The organism is Pseudomonas sp. 1D4 (assembly GCF_001728925.1).
GTDB lineage: Bacteria > Pseudomonadota > Gammaproteobacteria > Pseudomonadales > Pseudomonadaceae > Metapseudomonas > Metapseudomonas otitidis.
In genome coordinates this window covers 38,587-55,050 of sequence record NZ_LXJQ01000045.1, presented here as the reverse complement: position 1 = coordinate 55,050, position 16,464 = coordinate 38,587, and the positions used below count along the sequence as shown (strand labels likewise).

General features: G+C 69.9%; 15 protein-coding genes. 11 read left to right on the top strand and 4 right to left on the bottom strand.

Translation table 11 applies throughout. The features are described 5' to 3' along the window. The 11 genes from A7D27_RS20555 to A7D27_RS20505 all read left to right on the top strand — a co-directional run. Positions 1–441: UbiA family prenyltransferase (locus tag A7D27_RS20555; RefSeq protein WP_170832314.1), on the top strand; the 441-nt coding region annotated here is incomplete at its 5' end. A gap of 146 nt (positions 442–587) precedes the next feature. Next, positions 588–1,223 (top strand): SCO family protein, encoded by a 636-nt coding sequence (locus A7D27_RS20550; RefSeq protein WP_069562882.1) that lies wholly within the window; start codon positions 588–590, stop codon positions 1,221–1,223. A gap of 84 nt (positions 1,224–1,307) precedes the next feature. Beyond that, complete coding sequence (locus A7D27_RS20545; protein WP_069562883.1) at positions 1,308–1,820, top strand: RNA polymerase sigma factor; 513 nt, start codon at positions 1,308–1,310, stop codon at positions 1,818–1,820. Between the two features lie 67 nt (positions 1,821–1,887). Continuing rightward, entirely contained in the window at positions 1,888–2,877 is a 990-nt protein-coding gene (locus A7D27_RS20540) for a FecR family protein (protein ID WP_069562884.1), read from the top strand. A gap of 147 nt (positions 2,878–3,024) precedes the next feature. Continuing rightward, positions 3,025–5,685: a TonB-dependent receptor gene (locus A7D27_RS20535; protein ID WP_069565931.1), complete on the top strand. Its 2,661-nt coding sequence runs from the start codon at positions 3,025–3,027 to the stop codon at positions 5,683–5,685. A gap of 77 nt (positions 5,686–5,762) precedes the next feature. Continuing rightward, on the top strand, positions 5,763–6,365 hold the full coding sequence (locus A7D27_RS20530; protein WP_069565930.1) for a heme acquisition protein HasA: 603 nt from the start codon (positions 5,763–5,765) through the stop codon (positions 6,363–6,365). Positions 6,366–6,521: 156 nt separating this feature from the next. Beyond that, positions 6,522–8,297: a type I secretion system permease/ATPase gene (locus A7D27_RS20525; RefSeq protein WP_069565933.1), complete on the top strand. Its 1,776-nt coding sequence runs from the start codon at positions 6,522–6,524 to the stop codon at positions 8,295–8,297. A gap of 13 nt (positions 8,298–8,310) precedes the next feature. Next, complete coding sequence (locus tag A7D27_RS20520; protein WP_069562887.1) at positions 8,311–9,633, top strand: HlyD family type I secretion periplasmic adaptor subunit; 1,323 nt, start codon at positions 8,311–8,313, stop codon at positions 9,631–9,633. Then, positions 9,633–10,976 (top strand): TolC family outer membrane protein, encoded by a 1,344-nt coding sequence (locus tag A7D27_RS20515; RefSeq protein WP_069565929.1) that lies wholly within the window; start codon positions 9,633–9,635, stop codon positions 10,974–10,976. The genes A7D27_RS20520 and A7D27_RS20515 overlap by 1 nt, the downstream gene beginning before the upstream one ends. 530 nt (positions 10,977–11,506) lie before the next feature. Continuing rightward, positions 11,507–12,100, top strand: a complete 594-nt coding sequence (locus tag A7D27_RS20510) for a biliverdin-producing heme oxygenase (protein ID WP_069565928.1) — start codon at positions 11,507–11,509, stop codon at positions 12,098–12,100. Beyond that, on the top strand, positions 12,093–12,491 hold the full coding sequence (locus A7D27_RS20505) for a YbaN family protein (RefSeq protein WP_069565927.1): 399 nt from the start codon (positions 12,093–12,095) through the stop codon (positions 12,489–12,491). Before A7D27_RS20510 ends, A7D27_RS20505 begins: the two co-directional genes overlap by 8 nt. A gap of 364 nt (positions 12,492–12,855) precedes the next feature. Here A7D27_RS20505 and A7D27_RS20500 read toward each other — a convergent pair whose 3' ends face one another. The 4 genes from A7D27_RS20500 to A7D27_RS20485 all read right to left on the bottom strand — a co-directional run bounded on the left by A7D27_RS20500 (position 12,856) and on the right by A7D27_RS20485 (position 16,344). Next, entirely contained in the window at positions 12,856–13,626 is a 771-nt protein-coding gene (locus tag A7D27_RS20500) for a MetQ/NlpA family ABC transporter substrate-binding protein (protein ID WP_069565926.1), read from the bottom strand. A 55-nt stretch (positions 13,627–13,681) separates the two neighbouring features. Further along, positions 13,682–14,347, bottom strand: coding sequence for a methionine ABC transporter permease (locus A7D27_RS20495; protein ID WP_044403853.1), 666 nt, complete (start codon positions 14,345–14,347; stop codon positions 13,682–13,684). Beyond that, the gene (locus A7D27_RS20490; RefSeq protein WP_069565925.1) at positions 14,347–15,354 is read right to left on the bottom strand and encodes a methionine ABC transporter ATP-binding protein; all 1,008 of its coding nucleotides are present in this window, start codon (positions 15,352–15,354) and stop codon (positions 14,347–14,349) included. The genes A7D27_RS20495 and A7D27_RS20490 overlap by 1 nt, the downstream gene beginning before the upstream one ends. Before the next feature lie 177 nt (positions 15,355–15,531). Next, a complete protein-coding gene (locus tag A7D27_RS20485) occupies positions 15,532–16,344 on the bottom strand; it encodes a hypothetical protein (protein ID WP_069565924.1) in 813 nt (270 codons plus the stop codon). Positions 16,345–16,464 lie beyond the last annotated feature (120 nt).

Below are 16,464 nucleotides of genomic sequence, written 5' to 3'. Positions count from 1 at the left end.
GGGGCCGCCCCGCCGCTGCTGGGCTGGGTCGCCGTCACCGGCCACGTCTCTGCCGAGCCGCTGCTGCTGGTGCTGATCATCTTCGCCTGGACCCCGCCGCACTTCTGGGCCCTGGCCATCCACCGCAAGGCCGAATACGCCAAGGCCGACATCCCCATGCTCCCGGTCACCCATGGCGAGCACTACACCAAGGTGCACATCGTCCTCTACACCCTGGTGATGTTCGCCGTCAGCCTGCTGCCCTACGCCATCCACATGAGCGGACTGCTCTACCTGGCCTGCGCCGTGCTGCTCGGCGGGCGCTTCCTGCACTGGACCTGGATGCTCTACCGCGACAGCCGACCGCACGCCGCCATCGGCACCTTCAAGTACTCTATCGCCTACCTTTTCCTGCTCTTCATCGCCTTGCTGCTGGATCACTACCTGCTGCTGGCGGTCTGAGCCCTCGGGCCCTGAGCAGGTTCTGATGCATCGCCCCTTGCGCCCGACGCCGTGAGGGGCAGGCTGCATCACCGCGTTCGGACGAGCCCCGGCCCACCGGGCCTGATAGGCTTGCCGGCACCGCCCATTCCAAGCGAAGAGCAACCATGACCCGCGTGCAGAAAACCGTCTTCATCCTCATCGCCCTGGTGGCCCTGGTCCTGGGCCTGACCGTGAACAAGGTGCTCAACGGCCAGCGCCAGGCCGACCCCACCCGCCTGCTCGACGCCGGCATCGTCCTGTTGCCCCAGCCGCGCACCGTGCCTGCCATCAGCCTGACCGACCAGGATGGCAAGCCGATCGCCATGAACGAACTGAAGGACAAATGGAGCCTGCTGTTCTTCGGCTACACCTTCTGCCCCGACATCTGCCCCACCACCCTGGCGCAGATGCGCGAGCTCAAGGGCCTGCTGCCCGAGGCCGCGCGTGATCGCGTGCGCATCGTCATGGTCAGCGTCGACCCCAACCGCGACACCCCGCAGCAGCTCAAGCAGTACCTGGGCTACTTCGACCCGGCTTTCCTCGGCGCCACCGGCGAGCTGGCCAGCATCCAGAAGCTGGCCAACGCCGTCAGCATCCCGTTCATCCCGGCCGACACCAGCAAGGAGAACTACACCGTCGACCACAGCGGCAACCTGGTGGTGATCGGCCCGGACGGCACCCAGCGTGGCTTCATCCGCGCCCCGCTGAACAACCAGAAGCTCAAGGAACAACTGCCGGTGCTGGTGACCCCGGCCAGTTGATTCCGTATCGCTTTCTTATTTGAAATTGATTCTCAATAAATCTAGGATGGCGCTCCCTTCACCTGCCAAAGCCAGGGAGCGCGCTTGTTGGAGCCCGATCTCAAGAGCCTGTTCATCCAGCACGCCAAGGCCCTTCGCAGCCTGCTGACGCGCAAGGTACGGGACCCGCAACTGGCCGCCGACCTGGTGCAGGAAAGCTTCCTGCGCCTGGCCGAGCAACGCGGCAAGGACGCCATCGACAACGGCCCCGCCTACCTCTACCGCACCGCCCACAACCTGCTGGTGGACCATGTGCGCCAGCAGGCCCGCCGGCGCACCGACCTGGTCCCCCAGGAAGCCCTGTACGAGATCGTCGAAGACGCCCCGCCCCTGGACGAACAGGCCGCCGCCGAGCAGCATCGGCGCCGCCTGCGCGAAGCCCTGGCCGAGCTGCCGCCGCGCACCCGCGAGATCTTCCGCCTCAACCGCCTGCACGGCCTGACCCACGCCGAAGTGGCGCGCCAGTTGGATATCTCCGACAGCTCGGTGCAGAAGCACCTGGCCAAGGCCCTCGCCCACGTCATGCAGCGCCTGCAGGACGGCCCGCGGAGCAACTGACGGATGGTTTACGGTGAATGGCGTCCCCGAACGTCAGCCTTCCTATAACGAGAAACGAGAGACCGACGTGATCAGCCAGCACCTGCGGGAGCAGCAAATACGCGAGGAAGCCGCCGACTGGGCGGTACGTCTCAGCCAGGGCGACCCGGACCCGGCAACGGCCGAGGCCCTGGCGCGCTGGTGCCAGGCCGACCCGCGCCACCCCGAGGCGCTGGCCTTCGCCCAGGCCACCTGGGACGCCCTCGGCCAACTGGCCGACGAGCCGGCTGCCAGCGACCCGCCGCGCCGCCGTGGACCCCGGCAGACCGCACGCCCCACCACCCGCTCGCGCCGTCGCTGGCGCTGGGCCAGCGGGGTCGCCGCGCTGCTGCTGGTGACGGTGCTCGGCGTGGACGTGGGCCGTCCGCTGCTGCTGCCCCTGCTGGCCGACCACGCCTCCGGCACGGGCGAAGTGCGCCGGGTCACCCTGCCCGACGGCAGCGAGGTGGAGCTGGACTCCCGCAGCGCCATCGACGTCCTCTACAGCGACGGCGAGCGGCGCGTCCGCCTGCTGGCCGGGGAAGCCTGCTTCAGCGTCGCGCCCATGGGGGGTGACGAGCGCCGGCCCTTCGTGGTGGAAAGTGCCGGTGGCACCACCCGCGCCCTCGGCACCCGCTTCCTGGTGGGGGAGCGTGGCCATGGGGCCTGGGTCGGCGTGCTCGAACACAGCGTCGCGGTGAACCTCGAAGGCGTTCCCGGTGAACGGGTACTGAGCGAGGGGCAGAGCGCCCGCTACGACCGCACCCAGGGCATCCAGCCCCTGCTCGGGCTCGACCTGCAGCGGGCCAGCAGCTGGCGGCGCGGGGTACTGGTGTTCGACCGGGTGCCCCTGGCCGAGGTGGCCGAACAGCTCAACCGCTACCGCACCCGCCGCCTGGTGATCACCGACGCCCGCCTGGCACGCCGGGAGGTCAGCGGCGTATTCCGCCTCGACATCCTCGACGAGGCCCTCGACACCCTCACCCACGAACTGCACGCCCAGCGGCTGGACGTGCCCGGCGCCACCTTCCTCTACTGACCCTCCCGGGCCCGTATCGACGGGCCTGCGGCCTGCCCTCCCACCCGCGCGGAAATTTCTTTTACTGACTTTGCGTGAGTGGCGCGTCTTGCTGTTGAGAGTGATTTGCATTCACCGAACAACACCAAGCAGCCACAGGAACACACGATGAACGCACGCAAAGGGATGGGCCGGCGATTCCGCCGTTCGCTGCTCGTCTTGGGGGGACGCTGGGCCCTGATCGGCGCGGGGGCCCTGCCCCTGGTCGCGGTGGAACAGGTCCATGCCGAAGCCGTCCAGGTCGCCTTCGACATCCCGGCCCAGGCCCTCGACCAGGCGGTGCTCACCTTCGCCGAACAATCCGGTGTGCAGGTGATCTTCGACGCCTCGCGCTTCGCCGACCTCCAGGGCGCCCCGGTGCAGGGCCGCTACGCCGCCGACGAAGCCCTGCGCCGCCTGCTGCAAGGCACCCCGGTGAGCTTCCGCTTCACCTCCCCGCGTGAGGTCAGCCTGGTGCGCGAAGCCAGCGGCGACGCCCTGGAGCTGGGCGCCACCCAGGTGCAGGGCCAGGCCAACGCCCACGACTGGGTCTACGAGTCCCCCCGCTCGGTGACGGTGATCGACCGCGAGCAACTGGACCGCAACCCGCCGCGCCACGCTGCCGACATGCTCGAACAGAGCGCCGGCGTGTACACCGCCGTCAGCCAGCAGGACCCGGGCCTCTCGGTGAACATCCGCGGCCTGCAGGACTACGGCCGGGTCAACATGAACATCGACGGCATGCGCCAGAACTTCCAGCAGAGCGGCCACCAGCAGCGCAACGGCACGATGTACATCGACCCGGAACTGCTCTCCGCCGTGACCATCGAGAAGGGCGCCACCTCCGGCATGGGCGGCGCCGGGGTGATCGGCGGGGTGGCCGAGTTCAGCACCCTCAACGCCCGCGACTTCATCCACGAAGGCAAGGAGTTCGGCGGCCGCGTGCGCGCCACCACCGGCCTGGGCGGTTACGCCAACGGCACCGACTTCATCGGCAGCAGTGCCTTTGCCCTGGGCAACGAGGTTGGCGACCTCCTCTTCGCCGCCAGCGAGCGCCACCTGGGCGACTACGACCCCGGCACCCACGGCAGCATCGGCGAGCTGCGCACCGGCTCCAGCTTCAACCCCGCCGTCGAGGAGCGCATCAAGCACTCGCCAGTGGCCTACTCCGGCTCCACCATGCGCTCGCGCCTGGCCAAGCTCGGCCTCAACCTGCCGGCCGACCAGCGCGTGCAGCTCAGCTACCTGCGCACCCAGGTGGCCTACGACGACGCCAACATGATGAACGTGGAGAAGACCGAGCTCTGGGAGAAGCTCGGCAGCAGCAACGTGGTGTCGCAGAACGTCGCGCTGGACTACAGCTACAGCCCCGACGACCTGCTGGTGGACTTCAAGGCCAAGCTCTACCACGTCGACAACCGCAACCGGCAGACCACCCTGGCCCGTGGCAGCAGCGCCGGCTACGCCATCACCTACCAGACCGACACCTACGGCCTGCAGCTGGAGAACACCTCCACCTTCCTGCTCGGCGAGCTCACCACCCTCAAGGCCAACTACGGCCTGGAGTACTTCCAGGACAAGGTCCGCCCCGACTCCACCCAGACCGTGGCCAGCGGCTCCGCCGTGGGCTTCCCGGTGTCCGAAGGCATGACCCCCAAGGGCGACCGCGCCATGGGCAGCCTGTTCGCCAACCTGCAGCTCGACTACGACGACTGGCTGACCCTGGACGCCGGCCTGCGCTACGACCGCTACCACCTGGAGGGCGAGACGGGCTTCAACATGACCCTCTATCGCCTCAACACCCCCGGCAACCCCACCTACAGCGTCCCGCTGCGCTACGAGGTGGACCGCGAGGAAGGCGCGTTCTCGCCCACCTTCGGCATCGCCCTCAAGCCCGGCCCGGACTGGCTGCAGCTCTTCGCCCGCTACGGCGAGGGCTGGCGTCCGCCGGCGGTGACCGAGACGCTGATTTCCGGGCGCCCCCACGGCAGCAGCGCGGAAACCATGTACCCCAACCCCTTCCTCAAGCCGGAAAGCTCCCAGTCCTGGGAAGTGGGGTTCAACATCTTCAAGCAGAACCTCTTCACCGACGGCGATGCCCTGGGCCTGAAGGTGGCCTACTTCGACACCCGCATCGACGACTTCACCTACATGTCGGTCGGGCTGCAGCGCCCGGGGGTGGGGGTGGCAGCCCTGGGAGTGTCGGCCTACGTCAACGACCGCACCAGCACCCGCTTCCGGGGCGTCGAGTACGCCCTCGACTACGACATGGGCGCCTACTACGGCAACCTCGCCTACACCCACATGATCGGCGAGAACCAGTACTGCTCGAACGACGCCTGGCTCGGCGGCGCGGTGTCCCCCGTCTACGGCAGCGGCCGTCGCCCGCCGGTGACCGGCTACGTGCCCAACGCCACCGCCAACGCCGTGGTGAGTTGCGGCGGCCACATGGGCAGCGCCGAGCACATGCCCATGGACCGTGGCAGCCTGACCCTCGGCACCCGCCTGCTCGACCGCCGCCTCGACCTCGGCGCGCGGGCCCGCTACAGCGAGGGCTACGCCCTGGACGCCGGCGACGCCGCCGCGCGCGACCAGGTCTACCCGGCGGACTGGAAGGCCTACACCGTCTACGACCTCTATGGCAGCTACAAGGCCACCGACAACCTGACCCTGCGCCTGGCCCTGGAGAACGTCACCGACCGCGCCTACCTGGTGCCCCTGGGGGACGTGCTCGCCTTCACCCTCGGCCGGGGCCGCACCCTGCAGGGCACCGTGGAATACACCTTCTGACCCGGATTTGCCCATGACGGGCAAAGCCGTCGCGCAGCGCCGAGCCGCGCGGCGGAAACTTCAACTGGAGACACTGCATGAGCCTTTCGATTTCCTACTCCGCCACCTACGCCAACTGGACCATCACCGACTACCTGGCCGACTGGGCCGGCTACTTCGGCGATGCCAACCACCGCCCCGGCCAGGTGCAGGACGGCGTCAACACCGGCGGCTTCTACCCGGGCCGGCTCGAAGGTACCGAGTACGCCCTGACCAGCCCCAACAGCGACGCCGCTTTCGTGGCCGAAGGCAACCTCCACTACTCGCTGTTCTCTCAGCCGGCCCACACCCTGTACGGCAACCTGGACAGCGTGTCCCTGGGCAGCGACCTGACCAAGACCGCCTCGGGCTTCGAGTTTGGCGCCGGCAAGGAAGAGGCCAGCTTCAGCGGCCTGGGGCTGTCGAGCCTGCTCAGCGAAGGCCACGCCGGCGCGGTCCACCAGGTGGTCTACGGCCTGATGGGCGGCAACACCAGCGCCCTGGAAAGCGTGCTGAACGACCTGCTGGACGACTACGGCGTGTCCACCGCCAGCACCTTCGACGCCGTCGCGGCCGCCCTGGCAGCCGGCCCGCTGAGCGCGGCACCGGCCGAAGCGGTGGGCCTGCAGCAGCCGCTGGACGACCTGGCCCTGGCGGCCTGATCGGCGGGAAAAGGAGACGCGAATGGAGGGTGACCCCCATTCGCGTGGAGTGACCCCCGCAGCCCGAGTCTTGGCGGGCGAGGGCTGCGGAGGGTGCGAATTCTGTGAGCCGCCGGGGTGGGCGTCAACCTGCCGCCGGCGCCCCTGGGGCCGTCCATGACCTCCCTTCACCCTGATGACCTGCGCCAGGCCCTGGCTGCCAGCCGCCCGGCGCTGCTCAACGTCGGCCTGTTCACCGCCGTGATCAACCTGCTGATGCTGGTGCCGGCGCTGTACATGCTGCAGGTTTACGACCGCGTCCTGGCCTCGGGCAACGCCATGACGCTGCTGATGCTGACCCTCATGGCCCTCGGCCTGTTCGCCTTCATGGGCGCGCTGGAGTGGCTGCGCAGTCTGGTGGTGATCCGCCTCGGCGCACGCCTGGACATGGCCTTCAACGCGCGCATCCACGATGCCGCCTACCGCGCCGCGAGCCGCAGCGGTGCCAGCCCGGCCCAGGCCCTGGCCGACCTCAACAGCCTGCGCCAGTTCGCCACCGGGCCGGCGCTGTTCGCCTTCTTCGACGCCCCCTGGTTCCCGGTGTACCTGGTGGTGATCGGCCTGTTCAGCCCCTGGCTCGGCCTCTTCGCCCTGGCCGGCGCCCTGGCGCTGGTGGCCCTGGCCTGGCTCAACGAGCGGCTCAGCCACGGCCTGTTGCAGCAGGCCGGGCAACTGGCGCAACAGGCCAGCCAGCAGGCCACCGGGCACCTGCGCAACGGCGAGGCCATCGACGCCATGGGCATGCTCGGCCGCCTGCGGGCGCGCTGGCTGGCGCAGCACCGCGGCTTCCTCGCCTGCCAGGGGCTGGCCAGCGAACGCATGGCCGCCGTCGGCGCCCTCTCCAAGGGCGTGCGCCTGGGCCTGCAGTCCCTGGTCCTGGGGCTCGGCGCCTGGCTGGCGCTGGAACACCTGATCACCCCGGGGATGATGATCGCCGGCTCGATCCTCATGGCGCGGGTGCTGGCGCCCATCGACCAACTGATCGCCGTGTGGCGCCAGTGGAGCGGCGCCCGCGACGCCTGGCAGCGCCTGCAGGCCCTGTTGCAAGCCGAACCGCCGCGCCGCGGCGGCATGCCCCTGCCGGCGCCACGGGGGGCGCTGGAGGTCGAACAACTGTCCGCCTTCGCCCCCGGTAGTCGGCGGCCCTGCCTGGCCGCCATCGGCTTCGCCCTGGAGGCCGGGCAGTCCCTCGGCATCATCGGCGCCTCCGGCTCCGGCAAGTCCAGCCTGGCGCGCCTGCTGGTGGGCGCCGCCGAGCCGGCCAGCGGCAAGGTCCGCCTGGACGGTGCCGACATCGCCCAGGCCGACCGCGAGCGCCTGGGCGACCACATCGGCTACCTGCCCCAGGACGTGCAACTGTTCGCCGGCAGCGTGGCCGAGAACATCGCCCGCTTCGCCGAACCGGACCCCGAGCAGGTGGTGGCGGCCGCGCGCCTGGCCGGCGTGCACGAACTCATCCTGCGCCTGCCCGAGGGCTACGACACGCGCCTTGGCGAGGGCGGCGCCGGCCTCTCCGGCGGGCAGCGCCAGCGCATCGGTCTGGCCCGAGCGCTCTACCGGCTGCCGGCCCTGGTGGTGCTGGACGAGCCCAACGCCAACCTCGACGAAGACGGCGAACGCGCCCTGCTGGACGCCCTCGCCCGCCTGGGCGAAGCCGGCCGCACCCGCGTGCTGATCACCCACAAGCCCAGCCTGCTGGCCAGCGTCGACCACCTGCTGGTGCTCAAGGGCGGCCAGATGCAGGCCTTCGGCCCCGCGGCGCGGGTGCTCCAGGCCCTGCAGCGCGAGCCTGCCGCTGCACCGCCCGCCGTCGCCCCGGCCCCTGCGCCCGCCCCCCGCCGGGCCGCCTCTGCTTACAGCCTCAACTACCGCCTGGATGCCACCCGCTCCTGAGCCAAGGATTGCCATGCCCGCCTTGCCCGATGCCCCCCGCCCCCTGGCCGATGTGCTGCCCCTCGACGACCACCGCCCCGCGCGGCTCGGCCGCTGGCTGGTGCTGGCCGGCTTCGGCGGCTTCCTGCTCTGGGCCGCCCTTGCCCCGCTGGACAAGGGCGTTGCCGTCAGCGGCAGCGTGGTGGTCGCCGGCCACCGCCAGGCCGTGCAGCACCCCACCGGCGGCGTGGTGGCGCGCCTGCTGGTGCACGACGGCGAGGCCGTGAGCGCCGGCCAGGTGCTGCTCACCCTCGACGCCACCCGCCCGCGCGCCGAACGCGACACCCTGCGCCAGCAGTACCGCGACGCCCAGGCCGCCGCCGTGCGCCTGGCGGCCGAAACCGAAGGGCAGGCGCAGCTACGCTTCCCGCCGAGCCTGCCGGCCGACGACCCCGACATGCAGGCCAGCCAGGCCCTGCACCAGCAGCTGTTCGCCAGCCGCCGCGAAGCCCAGCGCCTGCAACAGGCCGCCCTGCGCGAGGGGCTGGCCGGTGCCCGCGCCCACCTCGCCGGGCTGGAGAGCGCCCAGCGCTACCGCCGCGAGCAGCGCCAAGCCCTGCTGCAGCAGCTCCAGGGGCTGCGCGGCCTGGCGCAGGAGGGCTACATCCCGCGCAACCGCCTGCTGGAGAACGAGCGCCTGCTGGCCCAGCTCGACGGGGAGCTGGGCGAAGCCGTCGGTGCCATCGGCCACGCCCGCCAGCAGATGCAGGAGCTGGGCTGGCGCGAACGCCAGCAGGCCGAGGAGTACCGCCGCGACCTGCACCAGCAGCAGGTGGACAACCGCCTGCGCCTCGGCGAGCTGGCCAGCCGCCTGGCCAGCGCCGAGTTCGAACTGGCCCACACCGAGGTGCGTGCCCCGGTGGCCGGCACCCTGGTGGGGCTGGCGGTGTTCACCCCCGGCGGGGTCATCGCCCCCGGCCAGCAACTGATGGAGGTGGTGCCCCGCGATGCGCCGCTGCTGGTGGATGCCCGCGCCCCGGTGGAACTGGTGGATCGCCTGCGCCCCGGGCTGCCTGTGGAGCTGCTGTTCGCCGCCTTCAACCAGAGCAGCACGCCCCGGGTGCCCGGCGAGCTGGTGCTGGTGTCCGCCGACCGCCTGCTCGACGAGCAGACCCGCGAGCCCTACTACCAGGTGCGCATCCGCGTCAGCGAGGACGGTGCCCGGCAACTGGTCGGCCTCGACATCCGCCCCGGCATGCCGGTGCAGGCGTTCGTCCGTACCGGCGAGCGCTCGCTGCTCAACTACCTGTTCAAGCCCCTGGCCGATCGCCTGCACCTGGCCCTGTCGGAGGACTGATGCGCGCCCTGCTCCCCGCCCTGCTGCTGGCGCTCGCCTGGCCGGCCAGCGCCCTCGACCTGCGCGACGCCTACGCCCTGGCCCTGCGCAACGACCCGACCCTGCAAGCCGCCCTGGCCGAGCGCGATGCCGGCCAGGAGGCCCGTGCCATTGGCCGGGCCGGGCTGCTGCCGACGCTGTCCTACAGCTACAGCAGCGCGCGCAACGACTCCGAGGTGACCCAGGCCAGCGTCCAGGGCAACGTCACCAGCCAGCGTGACTACCGCAGCCGCGCCTCCACCCTGACCCTGCAGCAGCCGCTGTTCGACTACGCCGCCTGGGCCGCCTACCGCCAGGGCGAGGCCGAGGCGCTGATGGCCGACGCGCGCTACCGCGGGCGCAGCCAGGAGCTGCTGGTGCGCCTGTTCAGCGCCTACAGCGAGGCGCTGTTCGCCCAGGACCAGATCGCCCTGGTCCAGGCCCAGCGCCGCGCCTATGCCGAGCAGTTGCAGCTCAATCAGCGGCTGTTCCAGGCCGGCGAAGGCACCCGCACCGACCTGCTGGAAACCGGCGCCCGCCTGGAGCTGGCCCGCGCCCAGGAGATCGAGGCTGTGGATAACCTCGACGCCGCCCTGCGCCAATTGCAGGCCATCGTCGGCGAGCCCCTGGCGGTGCAGGACCTCACCCCGCTGGCGGAGGACTTCACCCTGCAGCCGCTGCAACCGGCGCGCTTCGAGACCTGGCGCGACCTCGCCCTGGCCGCCAACCCGGAGCTGGCCGCCCAGCGTCACGCCCTCGATCGCGCCCGCTACGCGGTGGAGCGCAACCGCGCCGGGCACCTGCCCACCGTCAGCGCCTACGCCAGCACCAGCAAGACCCGCTCCGGCTCCGAGAGCACCTACAACCAGGAATACGACACCGACAGCATCGGCCTGCAGATCAGCCTGCCGCTGTTCGCCGGGGGCGCCGTCAGCGCCTCCACCCGCCGCGCCGTGGCCGAGGTGGAGCAGGCCAGCCACAGCCTCGACGCGCAGACCGCCGAGACCCTCAACCAACTGCGCCAGCAGTTCAACCTCTGCGCCAGCAGCGCCGCCAAGCTGCGCGCCTATGCCCTGGCGGTGGAGTCCGCCAGCACCCTGATCGAAGCGACCCGGCGCAGCGTGGCCGGGGGCGAGCGGGTCAACCTCGATGTGCTGGACGCCGAGCAGCAGCTCTACAGCGCCCGGCGCGACCTGGCCCAGGCGCGCTACGGCTACCTGCGTGCGTGGCTGCAACTGCGGTATCTGGCGGGGCAACTGGTGCTGGGGGATCTGGAGGCGCTGGCGGGGTATTTCGAGGGGAGCAGGAGGACTCCCGAAGCCTGAGCGGAGCAGCTTCGGGAATGGGGCTCGGCTGCTTTTCGCGTTCTGCGGATGTTTTCCGTTTCGCCCTCCCGGGCGAGCCCCTTTTGGCAGTCGTCGGGGTGCCGAACCACCCAAAAGGGGCCAAAAGGGCTTGCCCCTGCATACGGGTCCCGCTGCGCGGGACTTCCCTCGTTCCGTCGTTGCTCCAGGGGCACGGCGGGGTGCCGCCCACTCGACGGGCCATCCATGGCCCGGCAGCGCTCTCGCGACATCCATGTCGCTCAACCCCTTCTACAACGACTCCACTCAGCCTCCTGAAGGGGCGATTCCGCCGCCCCACCCTCGAGGGCAAGCCACATACATCAATGTGGGCGTCACATCCTGGGTAGCACTTACCGGCTTCTCTGCGTTGGAATCAGCCCAGTCTTCGGCGGTGGTGTTCTGAAACTGGCAGCTGTCCAATTATTTTTACTGAGTCTCGTTCGCTAAAACGTCATGTGTGAAAGGCCCGGCGCTTCGCCTGGGCAGTTCACCCGAATCGAGACATCGCCATGACCGCATCCCAGTCGCAACTGTCCCATCCCCTGCGTTCCCAGCGCCTGAACCAGGTCACCCACGAGCCCCACAGCCGCCTGGACGCGCTGGTGAAGAGCCACGACCCGTTCGGTAAGCGCGAGCACTTCGCCCGCTTCGTCGCGGCGCAGTACCTGTTCCAGATGGACCTGGCCGGGCTTTACGCCGACGCCAGCCTGGGCCAGTTGTTCGAGGACCTGCCGGCCCGTGCTCGTCACGAGCAGGCCAAGGCCGACCTGGCGGACCTGGGCCACCCGTTGCCGGCGGTCGAGGGCGAGGCGCCCACCGTCGGGCTGAGCCTGGGCGCGGCCCTGGGCTGGCTGTTCGTTTCCGAGGGTTCCAAGCTCGGCGCGGCGTTCCTCTACAAGCGTGCCGAGGGCCTGGGCCTCTCCGACACCTTCGGCGCCCGCCACCTGGGCGAGCCGGCCGGCGGCCGCGCTCAGGGCTGGAAGGCCTTCGTCGCCACCCTCGACGGCCTGGCCCTGGACGCCGAGCAGGAGCGCCTGGCCGAGGCTGCCGCCATCGCGGCGTTCAACCGCTTCACCGACCACCTGGAACGCTGCTTTGCCTGATACCCCCGCCCCCACACCCGGCCGCCTGCGCTGGCTGTGGGTGGCCCTGGCCTACCTGGCCATCGGCCTGGCGTTGCTGGGCGTGGTGCTGCCGGGGCTGCCCACCACCGAGTTCGTGCTGCTGGCGGCCTGGGCCGCCTCCCGCGGCTCGCCGCGCCTCAGCGCCTGGCTGGAGAACCACCGCCTGCTGGGCCCGCCGCTGCGCAACTGGCGCCGTGGCGGGGTGATCACCCGCCGCACCAAGCTGGCGGCCAGCGTCAGCATGAGCCTGGGGCTGACGCTGATGGCCTGCACCGTGTCGCACACGCCGTCGGTGGTGATGGCCGGGGTGGGGATGGCGTTCGGGGCCGCGTGGATCTGGTCGCGGCCGGAGCGGGTGGAGATCGGCTGATGGCGCTCGCCGGGCCTGGGCTTTGAGATCAGGTCCCAAGGCCACCTGAGCAATTTGTGAGCGCACGCTGTGCTTGCATTGAGCGTGTGATGGTGGGGCGGCGACAGTGCCCCTGGAACGGCGATGGAGGGAGGGAACCCGACGCAGCCGGGCGGGGACGCCAAGTTCGGATGCAGGGGCAAGTTTTTTGGTTCCTTTTCACCGGGCTGGCGTTCCAGCGATTGGAAAAGGGACTCGCCCGGGAGGGCGAAACGAAAAACACCCGCAAAACTCGATAACCGGCTTGGCTCCGCAACAAAGCTCTGAGACAGCACCCACAAAAAAGCCCGCTCGATGAGCGGGCTTCTTCACGACCGGGAAGCGATCAGAACGCCGGTACCACGGCGCCCTTGTACTTCTCCTCGATGAACTTCTTCACCTCGGGGCTGTGCAGGGCCTTGGCCAGCTTCTGCATGTCGGCGCTGTCCTTGTTGTCCGCGCGGGACACCAGGATGTTCACGTAGGGCGAGTCGCTGCCTTCGATGGCCAGGGCGTCCTGGGTGGGGTTCAGCTTGGCTTCCAGCGCGTAGTTGGTGTTGATCAGGGCCAGGTCGACCTGGGTCAGCACGCGCGGCAGGGTGGCCGCTTCCAGTTCACGCACCTTGATGCCCTTGGGGTTCTCGGCGATGTCCTTGGGGGTGGCGGTGATGCCGGCCTCGGGCTTGAGGGTGATCACGCCGGCCTTGGCCAGCAGCAGCAGGGCGCGGCCGCCGTTGGTGGCGTCGTTGGGGATGACCACCGAGGCGCCCTGGGGCAGCTCGTCGAGCTTCTTGATCTTGCTGGAGTAGGCGCCGAAGGGCTCGATGTGCACGCCGGCGACGTTCACCAGTTGGGTGCCCTTGGACTTGTTGAACTCATCCAGGTACGGCTGGTGCTGGAAGAAGTTGGCGTCCAGGCGCTTCTCGGCCACCTGCACGTTGGGCTGCACGTAGTCGGTGAAGACCTTGATCTTCAGGTCCACGCCTTCCTTGGCCAGCTGGGGCTTGATGAATTCGAGGATCTCCGCGTGGGGCACCGGGGTGGCGGCCACGGTCAGGGTGTCGGCCTGGGCGGAGAGGGCGGCGAAGGCGGCAGCGGCCACCAGCAGTTTTTTCATGGAACGCTCCTTATGGGAATGCGAGGGCCGGGTCGGGTGGACGCCGGCCATCCTTTCATTTGCGGGAGAAATGCACCACCAGCTTGTCGCCGACGGTCTGCAGGATCTGCACCAGCACCAGCAGCAGGACCACGGTGACCACCATGACGTCGGTCTGGAAGCGCTGGTAGCCGAAGCGGATGGCCAGGTCGCCGAGGCCGCCCGCGCCCACCACGCCGGCCATGGCGGTGTAGGACACCAGGGTGATGGCGGTGACGGTGATGGCGGCGATGATGCCCGGCCGGGCTTCCGGCAGCAGGGCGTTGACCACGATCTGCCGGGTGGTGGCGCCCATGGCCTGGGTGGCCTCGATGATGCCGCGGTCCACTTCGCGCAGGGCGGTTTCCACCAGGCGCGCGAAGAACGGCGTGGCGCCCACCACCAGCGGCGGGATGGCGCCGGCGACACCCAGGGAGGTGCCGGTGATGAGGACGGTGAAGGGGATCATCACGATCAGCAGGATGATGAACGGCAGCGAGCGCAGCACGTTCACCACCAGCGACAGCAGGCTGTAGACGGCGCGGTTCTCGAACAACTGGCGCGGGCTGGTGAGGAACAGCAGCACACCCAGGGGCAGGCCCAGCAGGACGGTGAACAGCAGCGAGCCGCCCAGCATCATGAGGGTGTCGAGGCTGGCCAGCCAGATTTCGTACCAGTCGATGTTGGCGATGAGTTCGTTCATCAGCGCAGGACCTCCAGGTGAACGTCCGCTTCACGGAAGCAGGCCAGCGCGGCCTCGATGTCGCCGCCGGTGAGGGCCAGGGTCAACTGGCCGTAGGGGGTGTCCTTGATGCGGTCGATGCGCCCGGCCAGGATGCTGTAGTCCACCCCGGTCTGGCGGGCGACGGTGCCCAGCAGCGGGGCATAGGTGGCTTCGCCCTGGAAGGTCAGGCGCAGGATGCGGCCCTGGACATGGGCGAAGTCCTCGCGCTGCTCGCCTTCGTCCACCTGCTCGTCCTCCTGGACGAAGCGCTGGGTGGTGGGGTGCTGCGGGTGCAGGAAGACGTCGGCCACCGGGCCCTGCTCGACGATGACGCCGGCGTCCATCACCGCGACGCGGTCGCAGACGCGGCGGATCACGTCCATCTCGTGGGTGATGAGGACGATGGTCAGGTTCAGCTCGCGGTTGATCTCCGCCAGCAGTTGCAGGACCTGGCCGGTGGTCTGCGGGTCGAGGGCGCTGGTGGCCTCGTCGCAGAGCAGGATCTTCGGCCGGGTGGCGAGGGCGCGGGCGATGCCGACGCGCTGCTTCTGCCCGCCGGAAAGCTGGGCGGGGTACTTGCGGGCGTGGGCGGCGAGGCCGACCCGGGCCAGCAGTTCCTCGACGCGTTGCTCGATCTCGGCGCGGGACAGCTCGCCGGCCAGCTTCAGCGGCAGGGCGACGTTGTCGGCGACGGTCTTGGAGGACAGCAGGTTGAAGTGCTGGAAGATCATGCCGACGCGCTGGCGGAAGCGCCGCAAGCCTTCGGCGTCGAGGGCGGTGATGTCTTCGCCGTCGATGACGATGCGCCCGCCGCTGGGCTCTTCCAGGCGGTTGATCAGTCGCAGCAGGGTGCTCTTGCCGGCACCGGAATGGCCGATCAGGCCGAACACTTCGCCTTGGGCCACGCTCAGGTCGGTCGGTCGCAGCGCGGGGATGTCGCGGCCTTCGACCCGATACGCCTTGTGGACGTCATGGAATTCGATCACGTAGGGAAACCTTGTGGGGCTCTCGGGGGGCCCGATGGGGCCTAAAAAGCCGCGTAGTCTACCGCTTCGCGGGGGGTGGCCGAAAATCTTTGTCGGCCTAGGGGTATAGCCACTTGGAATAAGGCGGGGGCGAAAGCGGGGTTTTGCGGCCCGGCCTGGGGGGGGCCGGGCGCGGGGTCAGCGTGCGGGGTTCAGTTGCAGGCGCGGTGTCTGGCTGGGGTCGATGCTGTGGGCCACGCGCAGCTTGTAGGCGGGGTCGAGCTTCTTCACCCGGGCCTGGAGCAGGGCCACCACCCAGGGGTACTGCTTGGCTTCGCGCACATGCAGGCGCACGTCGCAGTCGAAGGCGACCACGTCGGCGGCCACTGCGTCGAGCAGGCTGCGCAGGCGCTCGTTGTCGTCGTTGTCCAGCATCGGCAGGGCCACGTCGTTGGCGACGCGGCGCACCGGGCGTGCAGGGGCGGCGGGCTTCTCCTCCACCGGCTGGGCCTGGGGCGCCGGGGTGGCGGCCTGGCGCTGGGCGGCGAGCTGCTGCTGGCGCGCCTGCTCGGCACGGGCGGCGGCTTCACGGGCGGCAGCCAACTGGGCGGCGCGCTCGCTTTCGCTGGCACGGGCGTGGGCGATGGCGCCGTCCAGGCCGGTGGTCAGCGCCGGGGCCTGGGGCATCAGGCTGCGGGCGTGGCTGAGGGCGGTGGTGGCGCTGTTGAGGTCACCCTGCTGCAGGGCGGCCTGGCCTTTCTTCAGCCAGGCTTCGGAGAGCTGGCGCTGGTACTGCTCGAGGCGGGTGTCGCCGGCGGCGCTGGTCTGCAGGGCCTTGAGCTGGGCCTCGGCCTCGGCGAGCTGGCCGTTGGCCAGGGTCAGGTCGAGCTGGCGGAAACGGGTGACCAGTTCATCGGCGGGGATGACGGTGTCCTGAGGTTTGCTCTGGCACGCGGCTAACAGCAGGGAAATCGCGATAACGGGAAGGTATCGGGTTGCGAACGGCTTCATTCCTGCGATTCTCGTTTTGTTCAAAAAACGCGCAATTCTACACGGCGCGACCGGGCAGGACAAAAGTGTAGGCGCCGGCCTGCCCTCAGCGTGCTATCAGACCCGTTGCCTGGCCTGGCG